The organism is Pseudomonas sp. 44 R 15 (genome assembly GCF_900004965.1).
Classification (GTDB): domain Bacteria; phylum Pseudomonadota; class Gammaproteobacteria; order Pseudomonadales; family Pseudomonadaceae; genus Aquipseudomonas; species Aquipseudomonas orientalis_A.
This window is the reverse complement of the sequence record NZ_CVTU01000098.1, coordinates 42,600-58,952: the sequence shown is the minus strand read 5'-3', so window position 1 is coordinate 58,952 and position 16,353 is coordinate 42,600. Positions and strand designations below refer to the sequence as shown.

General features: G+C 61.8%; 14 protein-coding genes. All 14 read left to right on the top strand.

The window, feature by feature from the left end:
* Positions 1–121 precede the first annotated feature (121 nt).
* The 14 genes from BFP93_RS15925 to BFP93_RS15860 all read left to right on the top strand — a co-directional run bounded on the left by BFP93_RS15925 (position 122) and on the right by BFP93_RS15860 (position 16,242).
* Positions 122–928: an energy transducer TonB gene (locus BFP93_RS15925; protein WP_065893822.1), complete on the top strand. Its 807-nt coding sequence runs from the start codon at positions 122–124 to the stop codon at positions 926–928.
* A gap of 28 nt (positions 929–956) precedes the next feature.
* The gene (locus tag BFP93_RS15920) at positions 957–1,676 is read left to right on the top strand and encodes a MotA/TolQ/ExbB proton channel family protein (RefSeq protein ID WP_065893821.1); all 720 of its coding nucleotides are present in this window, start codon (positions 957–959) and stop codon (positions 1,674–1,676) included.
* 1 nt (position 1,677) lies between these two features.
* Positions 1,678–2,079, top strand: a complete 402-nt coding sequence (locus BFP93_RS15915) for an ExbD/TolR family protein (RefSeq protein WP_065893820.1) — start codon at positions 1,678–1,680, stop codon at positions 2,077–2,079.
* 649 nt (positions 2,080–2,728) lie between these two features.
* Positions 2,729–3,310, top strand: coding sequence for an alpha/beta hydrolase (locus BFP93_RS15910; protein WP_065893819.1), 582 nt, complete (start codon positions 2,729–2,731; stop codon positions 3,308–3,310).
* A 47-nt stretch (positions 3,311–3,357) separates the two neighbouring features.
* Complete coding sequence (locus BFP93_RS15905) at positions 3,358–4,284, top strand: sigma 54-interacting transcriptional regulator (protein WP_065893818.1); 927 nt, start codon at positions 3,358–3,360, stop codon at positions 4,282–4,284.
* A 106-nt stretch (positions 4,285–4,390) separates the two neighbouring features.
* Positions 4,391–5,173, top strand: a complete 783-nt coding sequence (locus BFP93_RS15900) for a MetQ/NlpA family ABC transporter substrate-binding protein (RefSeq protein ID WP_065893817.1) — start codon at positions 4,391–4,393, stop codon at positions 5,171–5,173.
* 355 nt (positions 5,174–5,528) lie between these two features.
* Positions 5,529–6,194: an amino acid ABC transporter permease gene (locus BFP93_RS15895; protein WP_065893816.1), complete on the top strand. Its 666-nt coding sequence runs from the start codon at positions 5,529–5,531 to the stop codon at positions 6,192–6,194.
* Positions 6,175–6,834: an amino acid ABC transporter permease gene (locus tag BFP93_RS15890; RefSeq protein ID WP_065893815.1), complete on the top strand. Its 660-nt coding sequence runs from the start codon at positions 6,175–6,177 to the stop codon at positions 6,832–6,834. Before BFP93_RS15895 ends, BFP93_RS15890 begins: the two co-directional genes overlap by 20 nt.
* The gene (locus tag BFP93_RS15885) at positions 6,831–7,607 is read left to right on the top strand and encodes an amino acid ABC transporter ATP-binding protein (protein ID WP_065893814.1); all 777 of its coding nucleotides are present in this window, start codon (positions 6,831–6,833) and stop codon (positions 7,605–7,607) included. Before BFP93_RS15890 ends, BFP93_RS15885 begins: the two co-directional genes overlap by 4 nt.
* Positions 7,604–8,452 (top strand): transporter substrate-binding domain-containing protein, encoded by an 849-nt coding sequence (locus BFP93_RS15880; RefSeq protein ID WP_065893813.1) that lies wholly within the window; start codon positions 7,604–7,606, stop codon positions 8,450–8,452. The genes BFP93_RS15885 and BFP93_RS15880 overlap by 4 nt, the downstream gene beginning before the upstream one ends.
* Before the next feature lie 229 nt (positions 8,453–8,681).
* Positions 8,682–9,764 carry an efflux RND transporter periplasmic adaptor subunit gene (locus BFP93_RS15875; RefSeq protein ID WP_065893812.1) on the top strand — a complete coding sequence of 361 codons (1,083 nt, stop codon included), beginning with the start codon at positions 8,682–8,684 and terminating at the stop codon, positions 9,762–9,764.
* Entirely contained in the window at positions 9,761–10,831 is a 1,071-nt protein-coding gene (locus tag BFP93_RS15870; protein ID WP_065893811.1) for an efflux RND transporter periplasmic adaptor subunit, read from the top strand. The genes BFP93_RS15875 and BFP93_RS15870 overlap by 4 nt, the downstream gene beginning before the upstream one ends.
* Entirely contained in the window at positions 10,828–13,893 is a 3,066-nt protein-coding gene (locus BFP93_RS15865) for an efflux RND transporter permease subunit (protein ID WP_065893810.1), read from the top strand. The genes BFP93_RS15870 and BFP93_RS15865 overlap by 4 nt, the downstream gene beginning before the upstream one ends.
* A gap of 147 nt (positions 13,894–14,040) precedes the next feature.
* Positions 14,041–16,242 carry a glycoside hydrolase gene (locus tag BFP93_RS15860; RefSeq protein ID WP_065893809.1) on the top strand — a complete coding sequence of 734 codons (2,202 nt, stop codon included), beginning with the start codon at positions 14,041–14,043 and terminating at the stop codon, positions 16,240–16,242.
* Positions 16,243–16,353 lie beyond the last annotated feature (111 nt).

Here is a 16,353-nt window from a genome sequence, read left to right as displayed (position 1 = left end):
CATAAGCATAACTTTAAAGATTACTTTAAGAGATAAGCACCCAGCCCGATGATTCAACCCTGGACGGCCTGCCACGCAGGCCCGTCGGTTTTTAGGTTTGAAAATCGTAGGGAGTGAATTAATGGGCAATGTCCAGACCGCCGCCCGTGCCACTGAGGCGCAAGGGCGCCTGGCACCGAGCGGTGAGTTGGTCGACCTTGGCCGGCCGCACCGCGCGCCGTTGGGGCAGCTGCGCCTGCAGCAGACCCCCAAGCGATTTTCCAGCCGGCGCGAAGGCATTCTGTTGGGCTTGTTGGTGCTGGCCTTGCACGGCGCGGTGATCTATTGGGTGAGCCAGAAGCCCACCCCGGTGCTGCCGGTGGTGCCGCCGGAAATCCCGCCGATGACCATCGAGTTTTCCCGGCCGGCGCCGCCGGTGGTTGCACCGCCGCCGCCAGTGCCGCCGCCACCTCCCGTGGTCGAGCCACCGCCGCCGGTGGTGGATGAGTTGGCCGCCAAGCCGGCGCCGCCGAAACCGCTAGTAAAGCCCAAACCCAAGCCTGTGCCCAAACCTGAGCCCAAGCCGGCACCCAAGGCCGTCGAACAACCGCCCGCGCCACCGGTACCGGCGCCCCCGGCACCGGTTGCACCACCAGCGCCGGCACCGGTAACGCCCGCTTCGGCCAACGCCGCGTACTTGAAAAATCCGGCGCCGGAATACCCGTCACTGGCTCAGCGGCGGGGTTGGGAAGGCACTGTGTTGCTGCGGGTACACGTATTGGCCAGCGGCAAACCCGGTGAGATCCAGCTGCAGAAAAGCAGCGGTCGCCAGCAACTCGATGACGCCGCATTGGCCGCCGTGAAGCGTTGGAACTTCGTGCCGGCCAAGCAGGGTGAAGTAGCCCAGGACGGCTGGGTCAGCGTACCGATCGATTTCAAGATTCATTAATTATTCAGCGGCACAGAGGGAAAACATCATGGCTTTGGCATCTCCACTTGAATCCATCGAAAGCGCGGTGATCTGGTTGCTGGTGGTCTTTTCAGTCGCCACCTGGGGCTTGGCATTGTTGAAGGGCGTGCAGTTCGGGCGTCTCAAGGCCCAGGATCGCAAGTTTCATAAACAGTTCTGGGCCGCATCGAGCCTCGACGCCGCCGCCGAGTTGGCCGACACCCAACCGGGTGCGGCGGCACGGGTGGCTCGGGCCGGGTATGCCGCGATCCAGGTTGGCGATACGCAGCACGCGGCTGACCTGAGCCAGGCCATCAATCACCAGGACCGCCTCGAGCGGGCCTTGCGCCAGCAAATCGTGCGTGAGCGCCGCTCCCTGGAAACCGGCTTGGCGGTGGTCGCCAGTATCGGCAGTACCTCGCCGTTTATCGGCCTGTTCGGCACCGTGTGGGGCATCATGGAGGCGCTCAAGGGCATCAGCGCCGCCGGTTCAGCCAGCCTGGAAACCGTGGCCGGGCCCATCGGTGCGGCGCTGGTCGCAACGGGGGTGGGGATTGCCGTCGCGGTGCCGGCGGTGCTGGTCTACAACTATTTCCTGCGCCGCCTGAAGCTGACGGCTGCCGACCTTGACGACTTTGCCCACGACTTCTACAGCCTGGCGCAAAAGAACGCCTTCCGTGTGCTGCTGCATCCGGCGCTGAACAAAGCCAGCGTCGGCAACCCGCAGAAAGTGAAGGAGGCGTCCTGAGATGGCCTTTTCCACGCAAGACAGTGATGAGGTGCTGAGCGAGATCAACGTCACGCCGCTGGTGGACGTGATGCTGGTGCTGCTGGTGGTATTTATCGTCACCGCGCCGCTGCTGACCAACTCGATCCCGATCAACCTGCCCAAGACCGAGGCCGTGGCCCCGGTCGAGCAGAAAGACCCGTTGGTGGTGAGCATCGACGGTGCCGGCAAGCTGTTTATCAACAAGGACGAAATCCAGCCGGACCTGCTGGAATTCAACCTGCAGGCGGCCAAGGCCAAGGACCCCGATGTGCGGGTGCAACTGCAGGCTGACGATGGAGTGAACTACGGCGAAGTGGCGCGAGCCATGGCGTCTATCGAGCGCGCGGGGATTACCAAGCTGTCGGTGATAACCGCTCGTTAGTTGCACAACAGCCTCGACGATTTTTGGGCCGTTTCCTTGGCAGGGTGCGGCCTTTTTTTATGTATGGCCGATGAGGTAAATGTGGGAGGGGCGGTGCGACGATTCGACTTGCCCCCGATGGCGGCCTCTGGGCCGACCAGGATGTTGGATTGGAACGAGTACATATCCGTTACTGCGGTCACGGCCACTTAGGGTTCCGCCCTGACGGCGGCTCACTTTTGAAAAGCGCAAAAGTAAGCAAAACCCTCTTGCCCCACCACTCGGCACCTCGCCTAGGCTCGGTGTGCCCTCTCTCCGGCTTGAATCCGTGGGCCGCCGCAATGGGCCATCCATGGCCCAGTGCGGCTAACCCGGCGTCCTGCCGGGTTACCCACGGATTCAAGCCTGCGTTCGGCCAGCGTGGTTTAACGGGGCGCCTGAGATCATAAGCAGATCAAGATCAAGAGCGACTCGCTTCGCATCGTGGTTACGGTTGGGCGTTGCTGAGTTGTGTAGATACTTATGACTATCGGGGGCAAGCCCCCTCACACACTGACTGCATGCGGGATTGGGGTTTTGGTTATTAATAAATAGCTTCTTATTCCTTAACGAATATAAACCGCATCCCTATACTGGTCAGCAACGTTAAACGCTGCAGGAGGGCACACCCATGCACAGCGAGTCGATTCGTTACCTGATCGTGCCGGGCTGGCAAGGATCGCCAGAAGAACATTGGCAAAGTCACTGGCAGAACAGCCTGCCCAACAGTGCGCGCGTGGAGCAGGACGATTGGCTGACCCCGCGCCGTGAAGACTGGGTGGCCGCGCTGGCCGAGGCCATCGCCGCCGACAGCACGCCGGTGATCCTGATCGCCCATAGCCTGGGTTGCATCACCGTGGCGCACTGGGCGGCCACCGCGCCTGTGCAGTTCCTCCGCCAGGTGCGCGGTGCTTTGCTGGTGGCGCCGGCGGATGTCGAACGTCCGGCCTGTGCCCCCGCCCTGCGCAACTTTGCGCCGATTCCTACCGACCTGTTGCCGTTTCCCAGCCAGGTGGTCAGCTCCGACAACGACAGTGCCGTCAGTGCGCCACGGGCATTGGAGCTGGCGCGTCATTGGGGGGCTGAAGCCGGCATATTGTCGGACGCCGGGCATATCAATGTGAAGTCCGGCCATCAGCGCTGGGAGCAGGGATTTGCCTACCTCTATCGCCTGCAAAGTCGCCTCGAGCATCACGCGCGACGCCGCGCATAAAATATTTCAACGCCCCGTCCCTTGAGTGGATGGGGCGGGAGCCTGCCATGAGTCTGCATGAAACCTACGGCCAGCCGTTGCTGACCTTCCCCGACGCCGAAAAAAGCCCACTGAGCATCCGCGCCAAAGCGTTGGTGTTCGTCGATCCACGTTCGCGGCAGCTGCGCGAAGACCTGGAAAATCTGGCACCGCGTGCGTTGCCCGTGTTGATTCATGGCGAGACGGGGAGCGGCAAAGAGCTGCTGGCGCGGCATATCCACCGGGGCAGTGACCGCACGGGCCTGTTTGTGTCGGTCAACTGCGGTGCGATCAGCCCGACGTACGCCGACGCGGAATTGTTCGGCTATGCCGCCGGCAGCCACAGCGGCGCGGCGAGCAGCCGGGCCGGGTGGTTCGGTTCGGCCAATGGCGGCACCTTGTACCTGGATGAAATCGGCGATTTGCCGTTGCCGATCCAGGTCAAGTTACTCGCCGCCCTGGAAAACCACGAAGTCACCCGCGTCGGTGCCCAGCAGCCAAGCCCGGTGGACGTGCGCCTGGTGGCAGCCACCAGCATCGACCTGGCCCAGGCGGTGGCGGCGGGCAAGTTTCATGAGCGCCTGTTCCATTATTTGAGCGAAGGTCAATTGGACCTGCCGGCGCTGCGCGAGCGGGTCGGCGACATCCTGTCCCTGGCCGAATACTTCCTGGGCATCTACAGCCAGCGCCTGGACCTGCCGGTGCCGCTGATCAGCGACGCCGCCCAGCGAGTGCTGGAGCATCACAGCTGGCCGGGCAACACCCGTGAGCTGGAAAACGTCATTCACTTTGCGCTGTTGGTGAGCAGCGGCGATGAAATTCTGCCCGAGCATCTGAACTTGCCCAGCGCCGGCTCGCCGTTGGAGCAGGTGCAGCGGATTTTCGCGAGTGCCAGCCCTGCGGAACAGGAGACGCTGCGAACATTCCTGTATGAGCAAAATGGAATATCAACGTGAATAAAAGATATTGTTCGGGAATAAAAAATCTAGGTATTGTCCACTCCACGCCGCGATAGCACTTCGCTGGCACCTCACATGAAAACGGTCGTTAAAAGGACATTGCATGAAAAAGGTTCTGTTGTTTACCGCACTGGCGGCTGCCCTGACGGCCAGCTTCGCCCAGGCCAACGAGAAACTGGTGGTGGCCGCCACCCCGATCCCGCACGCCGAAATCCTCGAGCTGATCAAGCCAACCCTGGCCAAGGAAGGCGTGGACCTGCAGATCAAAGTCTTCACCGACTACGTACAGCCCAACGTGCAAGTGGCCGAGAAGCGCCTGGACGCCAACTACTTCCAGACCCTGCCGTACCTGGAAAACTTCAACAAAGGTAAAGGCACCAACCTGGTGACCGTGGTCGGCGTACACGTCGAGCCCATCGGTGGTTACTCGAAAAAAATCAAGAATATTTCCGAGCTCAAAGATGGCGCCACCGTGGCCATCCCGAACGAAGGCTCCAACAGTGGCCGCGCCCTGTTGCTGCTGCAGAAGAGCGGTCTGATCACCCTGAAAGACCCGACCAACGCGTTGTCCACGCCGAAGGACATCAAGGACAACCCGAAAAACCTCAAATTCAAGGAGCTGGAATCGGCTCTGCTGCCACGCGTACTCGACCAGGTTGACCTGGACGTGATCAACACCAACTACGCGCTGGAAGCCGGCCTGAATCCGGCCAAAGATGCGCTGATCATCGAAGACGCCAAGTCACCTTACGTGAACTTCCTGGTCGCCCGCCCGGACAACAAGGACAGCGACGCTATCCAGAAACTGTCCAAGGCGCTGACCAGCCCGGAAGTCAAAGCCTTCATCGAGAAGAAGTACAGCGGCGCGGTCGTGCCGGCGTTCTGATGTAAGCCAAAACCCCCTTCAAGGTTTCAACGCCGGCGGCTATTACAGCGTCGGCGTTTTTTTTGGCGCTGAATTTTTTAACGCAACCAAAACTGTGGGAGGGGGCTTGCCCCCGATAGCGGTGTATCAGCCGGCATATTTGTCACTGACACTCCGCCATCGGGGGCAAGCCCCCTCCCACATTGGGAGCGCTGCGAACCAGAAATCCACAGGTTAGCTTTTTGGGTGATATCAATATGCTATTTCGGTATTTAAAGTTTGCTTTTTATACCTTTAAAGTTCGCGCTACCCGACGTTATCCACGCCGGAACGGACTGCGCTCGCGGCATTATCCATGCGGCGATATGGACTGCACATGACCTTCGATTTCGCTTTTATCATCAGCACCTTGCCCGCGTTTCTGAAGGCGGTCGGGGTGACGCTGCAAGTCGGCTTGATCGCGATTGCCACCTCCATGCTGGTGGCGCTGATCAATGCGGCGCTGTTGGTCTTTCGCACGCCGTACCTGTCACGCCTGGTGGCGTTGTACGTGGAGCTGGCGCGTAACACGCCGCTGCTGATCCAACTGTTTTTCGTGTACTTCGCGCTGCCGGCCCTGGGCCTGAATATCTCCGGGTTCTGGGCGGCGATCATCACCATGACCTTTCTCGGCGGCGCCTACCTCACCGAAGTGCTGCGCGCCGGCGTGGAGGCGGTGCCGCAGGCGCAGATCGAGTCGGGCAAGTCCATCGGCCTGTCCGACTGGCAACTGCTGCGCCATGTGATTTTGCCCCAGGCCGGCATTCTCAGCCTGCCGGCGTTGTTCGCCAATTTCATTTTTCTGCTCAAGGAGACCACGGTGGTTTCCGCCGTGGCGGTGCCGGAGATTCTGTACACCACCAAGAGCTACATCGCGCTCTACTACAAGACCTATGAAATGCTCGCCGTGCTGACACTGATTTGCGTGCTGCTGTTCCTGCCGTTGTCGCTGCTGCTCAGCCGCCTGGAAAGGAGGCTCCAGCATGGCCAGTTCGGGTCTTGAGTTGTTGTGGGTGTCGTTGCCGCAACTGGGCAAGGGCGCTGCGCAAACCCTGTCGATTTCGTTTTTGAGCATCGCCTTCAGTACGGTCGGCGGCGTGCTGTATGGCGTACTGCGAACGCTGAACAGCAGGGTGATCAACGCTGTGCTGCGGGTGTACCTGGAGCTGTTCCGGGCGATTCCGGTGCTGGTGTGGTTGTACCTGCTGTTTTTCGGCCTGCCGATCTTCTTTGGTCTGAGCCTGCCGAGTTTCTGGTGCGCGGTATTGGTGTTGTCGCTGTGGGGCGCCAGTGAGGTCGGTGAAGTGGTGCGCGGCGCGTTGCATTCACTGCCGCGCGGTCAGCGTGAAGCGGGCTTGTCGATTGGGTTGTCCGCCCCGCAGCTGTACGGCTACGTACTGCTGCCCCAGGCGCTCAAGCGCATGACGCCGCCGACCATCAACGTCTACACGCGCATCATCAAGACCAGTTCGCTGGCGGTGCTGATCGGTGTGGTGGATGTGATCAAGGTCGGCCAGCAAATCATCGAGCGCACCTACGAGTCGGTATTGATCTACGGCGCGCTGTTCCTGTTTTTCTTCTTTATCTGCTACCCGTTGTCGGCTGCCTCCAAGGTGCTGGAACGGCGCTGGGCCCAAGCATGAGCGCATTGATCGAGTTTCAGGGTTTCAACAAATTCTTCGGCCAGGCGCAGGTGCTCAAGGGCATCGACCTGAGTGTGCAAAGCGGCGAAGTGGTGGTGATCCTCGGCCCCAGCGGTTGCGGCAAAAGTACCTTGCTGCGCTGCCTCAATGGGCTGGAAGTCGCTCACAGCGGCAGCCTGCGGTTTGCCGGCAGTGAGCTTCTGGACAAGCACACCGACTGGCGCCAGGTGCGCCAGGACATTGGCATGGTGTTCCAGAGTTACCACCTGTTCCCGCACATGAGTGTGCTCGACAATATTTTGCTCGGCCCGCTCAAGGTGCAAAAACGCGACCCGCGTGAAGCCCGCGCGCAAGCTGAACAATTACTCGAACGCGTGGGCCTGGCCGACAAGCGCGACGCCTTCCCGCGCCAGCTCTCCGGTGGCCAGCAGCAACGCATCGCCATCGTGCGGTCGTTGTGCATGAACCCACAGGTCATGCTGTTTGATGAAGTCACAGCCGCCCTTGACCCGGAGATGGTCAAGGAAGTGCTGGAAGTCATCCAGGGCCTGGCCCGCGATGGCATGACCCTGCTGATCGTCACCCACGAAATGGCCTTCGCCCGCGCCGTCGCCGACCGCGTGGTGTTTATGGAGGCCGGTCGCATCCTCGAACACAACACCCCCGAGGCATTCTTTACGAACCCGCAGACCGCACGCGCGCAGCAGTTCCTGGAGAAGTTCTCCTTTGTTTCAACACTGCCCAAAAAGAGCAAGGAACCAGAGCTGATATGAAAAAGTTACTGCTGCCACTGTTGGCCGTCGCCTTACTGGCCGGCTGCGATAAAAAGGCCGAAGAGCCGGTAAAACCTGCGGCTGTCAGCTACATCGACAAGATCAAGGCGCGGGACAAGCTGATCGTTGGTGTCTTCACCGACAAACCACCGTTCGGCTTCGTCGACGAGGCTGGCCGCTATGTGGGCTTCGATACCGACATTGGCCGCCAATTCGCCAAGGACCTGCTGGGCGATGAGAACAAAGTCGAGTTCGTCGCCGTGGAGCCCGCCAGCCGTATCCCGTTCCTGCAGAGCGACAAGGTCGACCTGATCCTGGCCAACATGACGGTCACGCCGGAGCGCAAGCAAGCGGTGGACTTCACCAATCCCAACCTGAAAGTCGCGGTACAGGCCCTGGTGCCGAATGACAGCGCGGTCAAAAGCCTGGATGACCTGGCGACCCGCACCACCATCGTCACCACGGGCACCACTGCCGATATCTGGCTGACCAAGAACCACCCGGACTGGAAACTGCTCAAGTTCGAGAAAAACTCCGAGTCGCTGCAAGCGCTGTCGGCCGGCCGTGGCGATGCCTACGCGCAGGACAACCTGGTGCTGTTCAGCTGGGCCAAGCAGAACCCGGGCTACCGTGTGCTGGAGCAGAAACTCGGTGATGAAGCGCCGATTGCCCCGGCGGTGAAGAAGGGCAATATCGAACTGCGCGACTGGGTGAATGCGGAGTTGGCGAAGCTGGGCGAAGAGAAGTTCTTGCTCAAGCTGTATGACCAATATGTGCGTAAAGAGCTGAGTGATGACACCAAGCCTGAGAGTGTGATTGTTGAAGGCGGCAAGTGGCAGGGCTGATTCCTGGCTTTTGTGCTGACTGTACCGGCCTCATCGGGGGCAAGCCCCCTCCCACATTTGACTGTATTCACACGCCAGAACGTGTGAACCCAATTCAGTGTGGGAGGGGGCTTGCCCCCGATGGCGGCCTCCATTGGAGTATGGGATCCTCCATGCACATAAGGAACCCTGAACTAAGCTCACAGTCGCATAGACACTGGCAAGTCGGCATCACGCAAAAGGAGCCTGCATGGGCGGTCGCATTTCGGCATTTTTACTCGGATTTGGCTTACTGACGCTGCTTGGCGGCTGTGGTGAGGAAAAGACCGAACCCAAAGCCCATTCCCGGGTGTTCGTGCAAACCGTGCAGCCTGCGGATTTCGCTGCGGCGGTCACGCTGACCGGCGATATCCAGGCGCGGGTGCAAACCGATTTGTCCTTTCGCGTGGGTGGCAAGATCATCCAGCGCATGGTCGATGTGGGCGACCGGGTGACGGCCAGGCAGGTGCTGGCCAAACTCGATCCCAAGGACCTGCAGACCAACGTCGACTCCGCCCAGGCCCAGGTCGTGGCCGAGCAGGCGCGGGTCAAGCAGACTGCCGCTGCCTTCGTGCGCCAGGAAAAACTCTTGCCCAAGGGCTACACCAGCCGCAGCGAATACGATTCCGCCCAGGCCGCGCTGCGCGGCAGCCAGAGCGCCCTGGCCGCCGCCCAGGCCCAGTTGGCCAACGCCCGTGAGCAACTCGGCTATACCGCGCTGATCGCCGACGCGCCGGGCATCATCACCGCGCGCCAGGCCGAAGTCGGCCAGGTGGTCCAGGCCACCATGCCGATCTTCAGCCTGGCCCGAGATGGCGAGCGTGATGCGGTGTTCAACGTCTATGAGTCCTTGCTGGTGGAACCACCGTCGGATGCGCCGATTACCGTCAGTCTGCTGGACAACCCGAGTATCAAGGCCGTGGGCAAGGTCCGCGAAGTCACCCCGGCCGTGGCCGCCAATACCGGCACCGTGCAGGTGAAGATCGCCCTGCAAAGCCTGCCCACTGGCATGGAGTTGGGCTCGGTGGTCAGCGCCACCGCCAATGGCCCGGCCAGGGCCAGCATCGAGTTGCCGTGGTCGGCCTTGACCAAGGACCTCAGTGAACCCGCCGTGTGGCTGGTGGACGGTGACGGCAAGGCGCAATTGCATAAAGTCACGGTGGCGCGTTACCTCACCGGCAAAGTGATCATCGGCGATGGCCTCAAAGGCGGCGAAAAAGTTGTGGTGGCCGGTGGGCAATTGCTGCACCCCGGCATGCCGGTTGAAATCGCCCAGCAAGGAGCCCAGCCATGAGGCAACTGACGGTAATCGTCGCCGCCAGCCTGTTGCTGATGGCCTGCTCCAAAGAAGAAGCGCCGCCCGAACCGGTGCGTCCGGTGTTGTCCATGGAGGTGAAGGCCGAAGACCAGGAAAACCTCGGTCGCTTTGCCGGCACCATTCAGGCGCGCTACGAAAGTAACCTGGGTTTCCGTGTCCCCGGGCGTATTGCGCGTCGCGCCGTGGACGTGGGCGCTGAGGTGGAGAAGGGCGCCCTGCTTGCAGTGCTCGACCCCACCGACCAGCAGAACCAATTGCGCGCCGCCCAGGGCGACCTGGCGCGCGTACAGGCGCAGTTCATCAATGCCCAGGCCAATGCCCGCCGCCAGCAGGAACTGTTCAACCGTGGCGTCGGTGCCCAGGCCCAGCTCGACGTGGCCCAGACTGACCTGAAAACCACCCAGGCCACCCTCGATCAGGCGCGCGCATCGGTCAACCAGGCCAAGGACCAGCTCAACTACGCCGAACTGCGCACCGACCACGCCGGCATCGTCACCGCCTGGAATGCCGAGGCCGGCCAGGTGGTCAGCGCCGGTCAGCAAGTGGTGACGCTTGCGCGCCCGGACGTCAAGGAAGCGGTGATCGACCTGCCCGCCGGGCTGGCCGAACGCTTGCCCGCAGATGTGGTGTTCCTCGTCGCCGGGCAACTGGACCCGAGCGTGCAGACCACCGCCATCGTGCGCGAGATCGAGCCTCAGGCCCAAAGCGCCACGCGTACCCGTCGCGCACGCCTGAGCCTGACCGAAACGCCCGCCGCGTTCCGCCTGGGTACCGCCATCAGCGTCACCTTGAGCAGCGCCATCGCGCCGCGTATCGAACTGCCCCTGAGCGCTCTGCAGGACGTCGACGGCAAGACCCGCATCTGGCTGCTCGACACCCAGAGCCAGACGGTGCAGCCGCGTGACGTCACGGTCGTCAGCCGGGATGCCGACAGCGCCGTGCTCAACGGCAGCGTCAAACCCGGTGAACGCATTGTCACCGCCGGTGTGAACAGCCTGAAACCCGGGCAAAAAGTCAAAATCGACGAGGACAGCCCGCGATGAAAGGGAGCTTCAACTTATCCGACTGGGCCCTCAAGCATCAGTCCTTCGTGTGGTACCTGATGTTCGTCGCGCTTTTGATGGGCGTGTTTTCGTACATGAACCTGGGGCGCGAGGAAGACCCCTCGTTCACCATCAAGACCATGGTGATCCAGACCCGCTGGCCGGGCGCGACCCAGGAAGAAACCCTCAAGCAGGTCACTGACCGCATCGAGAAAAAGCTCGAAGAACTCGACTCCCTCGACTACGTGAAGAGCTACACCCGGCCGGGCGAGTCCACGGTGTTCGTGTTCCTTAAGGACACCACCAGCGCCAAGGCCATCCCGGAGATCTGGTACCAGGTTCGCAAGAAGATCGACGATATTCGCGGCACCTTCCCCCAAGGCTTGCAGGGGCCGTCCTTCAACGACGAGTTCGGTGATGTGTTCGGTTCGGTATACGCCTTTACCGGCGACGGCCTGTCGATGCGCCAGCTGCGCGATTACGTGGAGCAGGTGCGCGCCGAGATCCGCTCGGTGCCGGGGCTGGGCAAGGTCGAGATGATCGGCCAGCAGGACGAAGTGATTTACCTGAATTTTTCCACGCGCAAACTGGCCGCGCTGGGCATCGATCAGCGCCAGGTGGTGCAAAGCCTGCAGTCGCAGAACGCGGTCACGCCCGCCGGGGTGATCGAGGCCGGGCCGGAGCGGATTTCAGTGCGCACCTCCGGGCAGTTCGCCTCGGAGAAGGACCTGGCCAACGTCAACCTGCGCCTCAATGACCGCTTCTATCGCCTGGCCGACATTGCCGAGATCAGCCGTGGCTACGTCGACCCGGCACGGCCGATGTTCCGTTTCAACGGCAAGCCGGCGATCGGCCTGGCGATTGCGATGCAGAAGGGCGGCAATATCCAGTCGTTCGGCAAGGCGCTGCACGGGCGCATGGATGAGCTGACCGCCGACCTGCCGGTGGGCGTCGGCGTGCACAAGGTGTCGGATCAGGCCGAAGTGGTGGAAGAGGCCGTCGGCGGCTTTACCAGTGCGCTGTTCGAAGCGGTGATCATCGTACTGGTGGTGAGCTTTATCAGCCTGGGCATGCGCGCCGGGCTGGTGGTGGCGTGCTCGATTCCGCTGGTGCTGGCGTTGGTGTTCGTGTTCATGGAATACAGCGGCATCACCATGCAGCGGGTGTCGTTGGGCGCCTTGATCATCGCCCTCGGCCTGCTGGTGGACGATGCGATGATCACCGTGGAGATGATGATCACACGCCTGGAAAAAGGCGAAACCAAGGAGCAGGCCGCGACCTACGCCTATACCTCCACGGCGTTTCCGATGCTTACCGGCACGCTGGTGACCGTGGCCGGTTTTGTGCCGATTGGTCTTAACGCCAGCTCGGCGGGCGAGTACACCTTTACGCTGTTCGCGGTGATCGCCGTGGCCATGCTGGTGTCGTGGGTCGTGGCAGTGCTGTTTGCGCCGGTGATCGGCGTGCATATCCTCAGCGCCAAGGTGAAGCCGCACGACGCCGAGCCGGGGCGCATCGGCCGCGCCTTCAATGGCGGCATGCTCTGGGCCATGCGCAACCGCTGGTGGGCCATCGGCATCACCGTGGCGCTGTTCGTGGCCTCGGTGTTTTCCATGCAGTTCGTGCAGAACCAGTTCTTCCCGTCGTCGGATCGCCCGGAAATCCTGGTTGACCTGAACCTGCCGCAGAACGCCTCGATCAACGAGACGCGCAAGGCGGTCGACCGCCTCGAAGCCATCATCAAGGACGACCCGGACATCGCGCGCTGGAGCACCTACATCGGCCAGGGTGCGATCCGTTTCTACCTGCCGCTGGACCAGCAGTTGGAGAACCCCTACTACGCGCAGCTGGTGATCGTCAGCAAAGGCCTGGAAGAGCGCGGCGAGTTGATTACGCGTCTGCAGAAGCGCCTGCGCGATGATTTCGTCGGTATCGGCAGCTTCGTGCAGCCGCTGGAAATGGGCCCGCCGGTGGGCCGGCCGATCCAGTACCGCGTGTCCGGCAAGGACACCGACCAGGTGCGCAAGCACGCCATCGAACTGGCGACCTTGCTCGACCAGAACACCCACTTGGGCGAAATCATCTACGACTGGAACGAGCCGGGCAAAGTCTTGCGCATCGACATCGCCCAGGACAAGGCGCGGCAATTGGGGTTGTCGTCCGAAGACGTCGCGCAATTGATGAACAGCGTGGTCAGCGGCGCGTCGGTCACCCAGGTGCATGACGATATTTACCTGATCAATGTGGTCGGCCGTGCTGAAGACGCCGAGCGTGGTACGCCGGAAACCCTGCAGAACCTGCAGATCGTCACACCCAACGGCACCTCGATTCCGTTGCTGGCCTTCGCCACGGTGCGCTACGAACTGGAGCAACCGCTGGTGTGGCGCCGCGACCGCAAGCCGACGATTACCATCAAGGCCGCAGTGCGTGACGAGATGCAGCCGACCGACCTGGTCAAGCAGCTGGCGCCGACTATCCAGAAGTTCAGCGACGGTTTGCCGGTGGGCTACAAAGTCGCCACCGGCGGTACCGTGGAAGAAAGCGGCAAGGCCCAGGGCCCGATCGCCAGCGTGGTGCCGTTGATGCTGTTCCTGATGGCGACCTTCCTGATGATCCAGTTGCACAGCGTGCAGAAGATGTTCCTGGTGGCCAGTGTCGCCCCGCTGGGTTTGATCGGCGTGGTGCTGGCGCTGATTCCCACGGGCACGCCCATGGGCTTCGTGGCGATCCTGGGCATCCTGGCGCTGATTGGCATCATCATCCGCAACTCGGTGATTCTGGTGACGCAGATTCATGAGTACGAAGTGGCCGGTTACACGCCGTGGGATGCGGTGGTGGAAGCCACCGAGCATCGGCGCCGGCCGATCCTGCTCACGGCTGCGGCCGCCAGCCTGGGCATGATTCCGATTGCCCGGGAAGTGTTCTGGGGGCCGATGGCCTACGCGATGATTGGCGGGATTATCATCGCCACGTTGCTGACGCTGTTGTTCCTGCCGGCCCTGTATGTGGCCTGGTACAAAATCCGCGAACCCAAGCAGGAATCTCAGGAACAACGCGGTTAAAAAAATGTGGGAGGGGGCTTGCCCCCTCCTACATTTGGATCTGCATCTTGTCAGGCTGTGGGAAGCTTCCGAAACCGCCGCTTGCCGCCCCGGCGAGCCTGAGCATGTTCTACTCTTTCGGCCTTCTTCTTATCCAGGTCGATTCCCATGCAGTGCCTGCGTCCACTCCTTTTACTCTGCGCGCTTGTGCTTGCGCCGCCGACCTTCGCCACCAACGTGCTGAAAAATACCCAGTGGCGTATCGAACTCGATCCCGCCACCCTGGCGTTGCGCGTCACCCCCGCGGGCGAAGCTTCGGTACAAGCGTCCAGCGGTGTCGCCGCCCATGCGGTCAACGCGCTGCAAGCCGATGCCGAACAGGTCTCCTGGCAGTGGGACAACGGCGCGTATCGCCTGACGGCCCGGCTTGAACAGCGCGAATTGTCCCTGACGATCACTGCCCGTGCAGCGGGTAAGCTGGGCCTGCTGCGCCAGCCGGCCAGCGCCATGGGCCAGGGGCTGATCTGGCCGTTGGCCGAGGGGCATTACGTGCCTGCCGCTAATGCCGTGTGGAAAGATTTCCTGATCGGGTGGGGCGAGTTCAGTACCACCCAGGACCTCAGCCTGCCGTTATGGGGCGTGGATCATGGGCGCTTCACGTTCAACTGGCTGCTGACCAACCCCTATAACAATCGCCTCGAATGGCAGGCGGACGGCCAGGGTATGGCGCTGTCCGTGTCCCATGAATTTACCTCGCTCGAGCCTTCGACACCGATGACCCTGCGCTTGCATCTGGGCGAGGCCGACCCGTTGGCCGGCGCCAGGCGTTATCGTCAGTGGCTGGTCGAGCAGGGCCGTTACGAGTCACTGGCGGACAAGCTGCGGCAAACCCCCGAGGCGGTAAAATTGCTCGGCGCCAGTCACGTTTACCTGTGGGGCAACGACTTGCTCACGCTCGATGATGTACGTGATTGGCCCGCGTTGATCAAACGCCTGCGCACGCACGAGCTCAGTGAGCTGATGGGCAAGGAATCCGCACAGGTGCTCGCGCAGGCAGGCGCGTTGAATCGCTACGAGCAAACCGTGCTGTTGCGCGGCTTCAATGGGGCTATCAACAAGAAGGCCCGGCAGGCTTGGCAGGTGGCGGAACCCGACATGAATCGCCTTGCCGCTCGCTACGGCGAGTTGCGTCGCGAACTGGCCGTGGATTTCGCCGGCGCGTTGGCTGATCGCCCCGAAACCTGGGGCAATTCGAGCATCCAGGCCTTGCGCGACGCTGGGCTCAAGCGCTTGATGCTGACACTCGGCGAAGGCTGGGAAGGCGGCCTGTGGCATCCCGAAGCGATTCGCGCGGGGGTGGATGCCGGTTACCTGGTCGCCCCCTATGATTCCTATGGAACGGCGCTTTCGGCTACGGAAAATCCCGACTGGACCACGGCCCATCTGGGCGGCAAGGCCTACCGCGACTGCGCAATCATGTTGAAAGACGGCACGTTGAAAACCGGCTTCCAGCAGTCCGGTCACTACACCGATCCGCGCTGTGTGCGGCCTTTGCTGGAGGCACGGGTAAAGGCGGTGCAGGGCGCGGCGGGCTACAACGCTTGGTTCCTCGATGCCTATGCCACCAGCATGCTGTATGACAGTTACCGCGACGGTGCGCCGATGACCCAGGCGCAAAATGCCCAGGCCAATATCGACGCGTCGCGCTGGATCAACACCTCGCTCAAACTGCCCACAGGCTCCGAAGACGGCAACGCCATCACCGCCCAGGGCATCCTGTTTGCCCATGGCATGCAAACACCGGTGATCGGCTGGGGTGACCGGGAGATGACCCAGGACCTGCAGTCACCCAACTACGTCGGCAAGTGGTACCCGCCGGAGCAACCGGCCGTGTTCTTCAAACGGGTGCCCTTGAAAGCGCCGCTGCGCACGGTGTATTTCGATCCGACGATGCGCCTGCCGCTGTATCAGGCGGTGTTCCACGGCTCGGTGATTACCACCCATCACTGGTTGTTCGACAGCCTGAAGTTAAGCAATGTGCAGGCGGAGAATGAGCTGGCCCAACTGCTCTACAACGTGCCGCCGCTGTATCACGTCAGTGCAGCAACGCTCAAGGAACGGCTGCCGGTGATTGAGCGCCAGGACCGGTTTTTCCGCCCGCTGCATGAGCGGTTGGCGACGCGGGCGATGACTGATTTTCGCTGGCTGACGGCGGACAAACTGCTCCAGCAAACGACGTTCGCTGATGGGACGCGGTTGGTGGCGAATTTTTCGGACGCGCAAAAAGATGGGTATGCCGCGCATAGTGTGACGGCGCTGGTGGAGGGTGAAAAGCCGGTGGTGTATCAGGTGGATCAGCAGGGCCCTTAAGATCATCGGGGGCAAGCCATAGGTATCTACACAACTCCGTAGCACCCACCGTAACCACGATGCGAAGCGAGCCGCTCTTGATCTTGATCTGCTTTTGATCTCAGGCGCCCC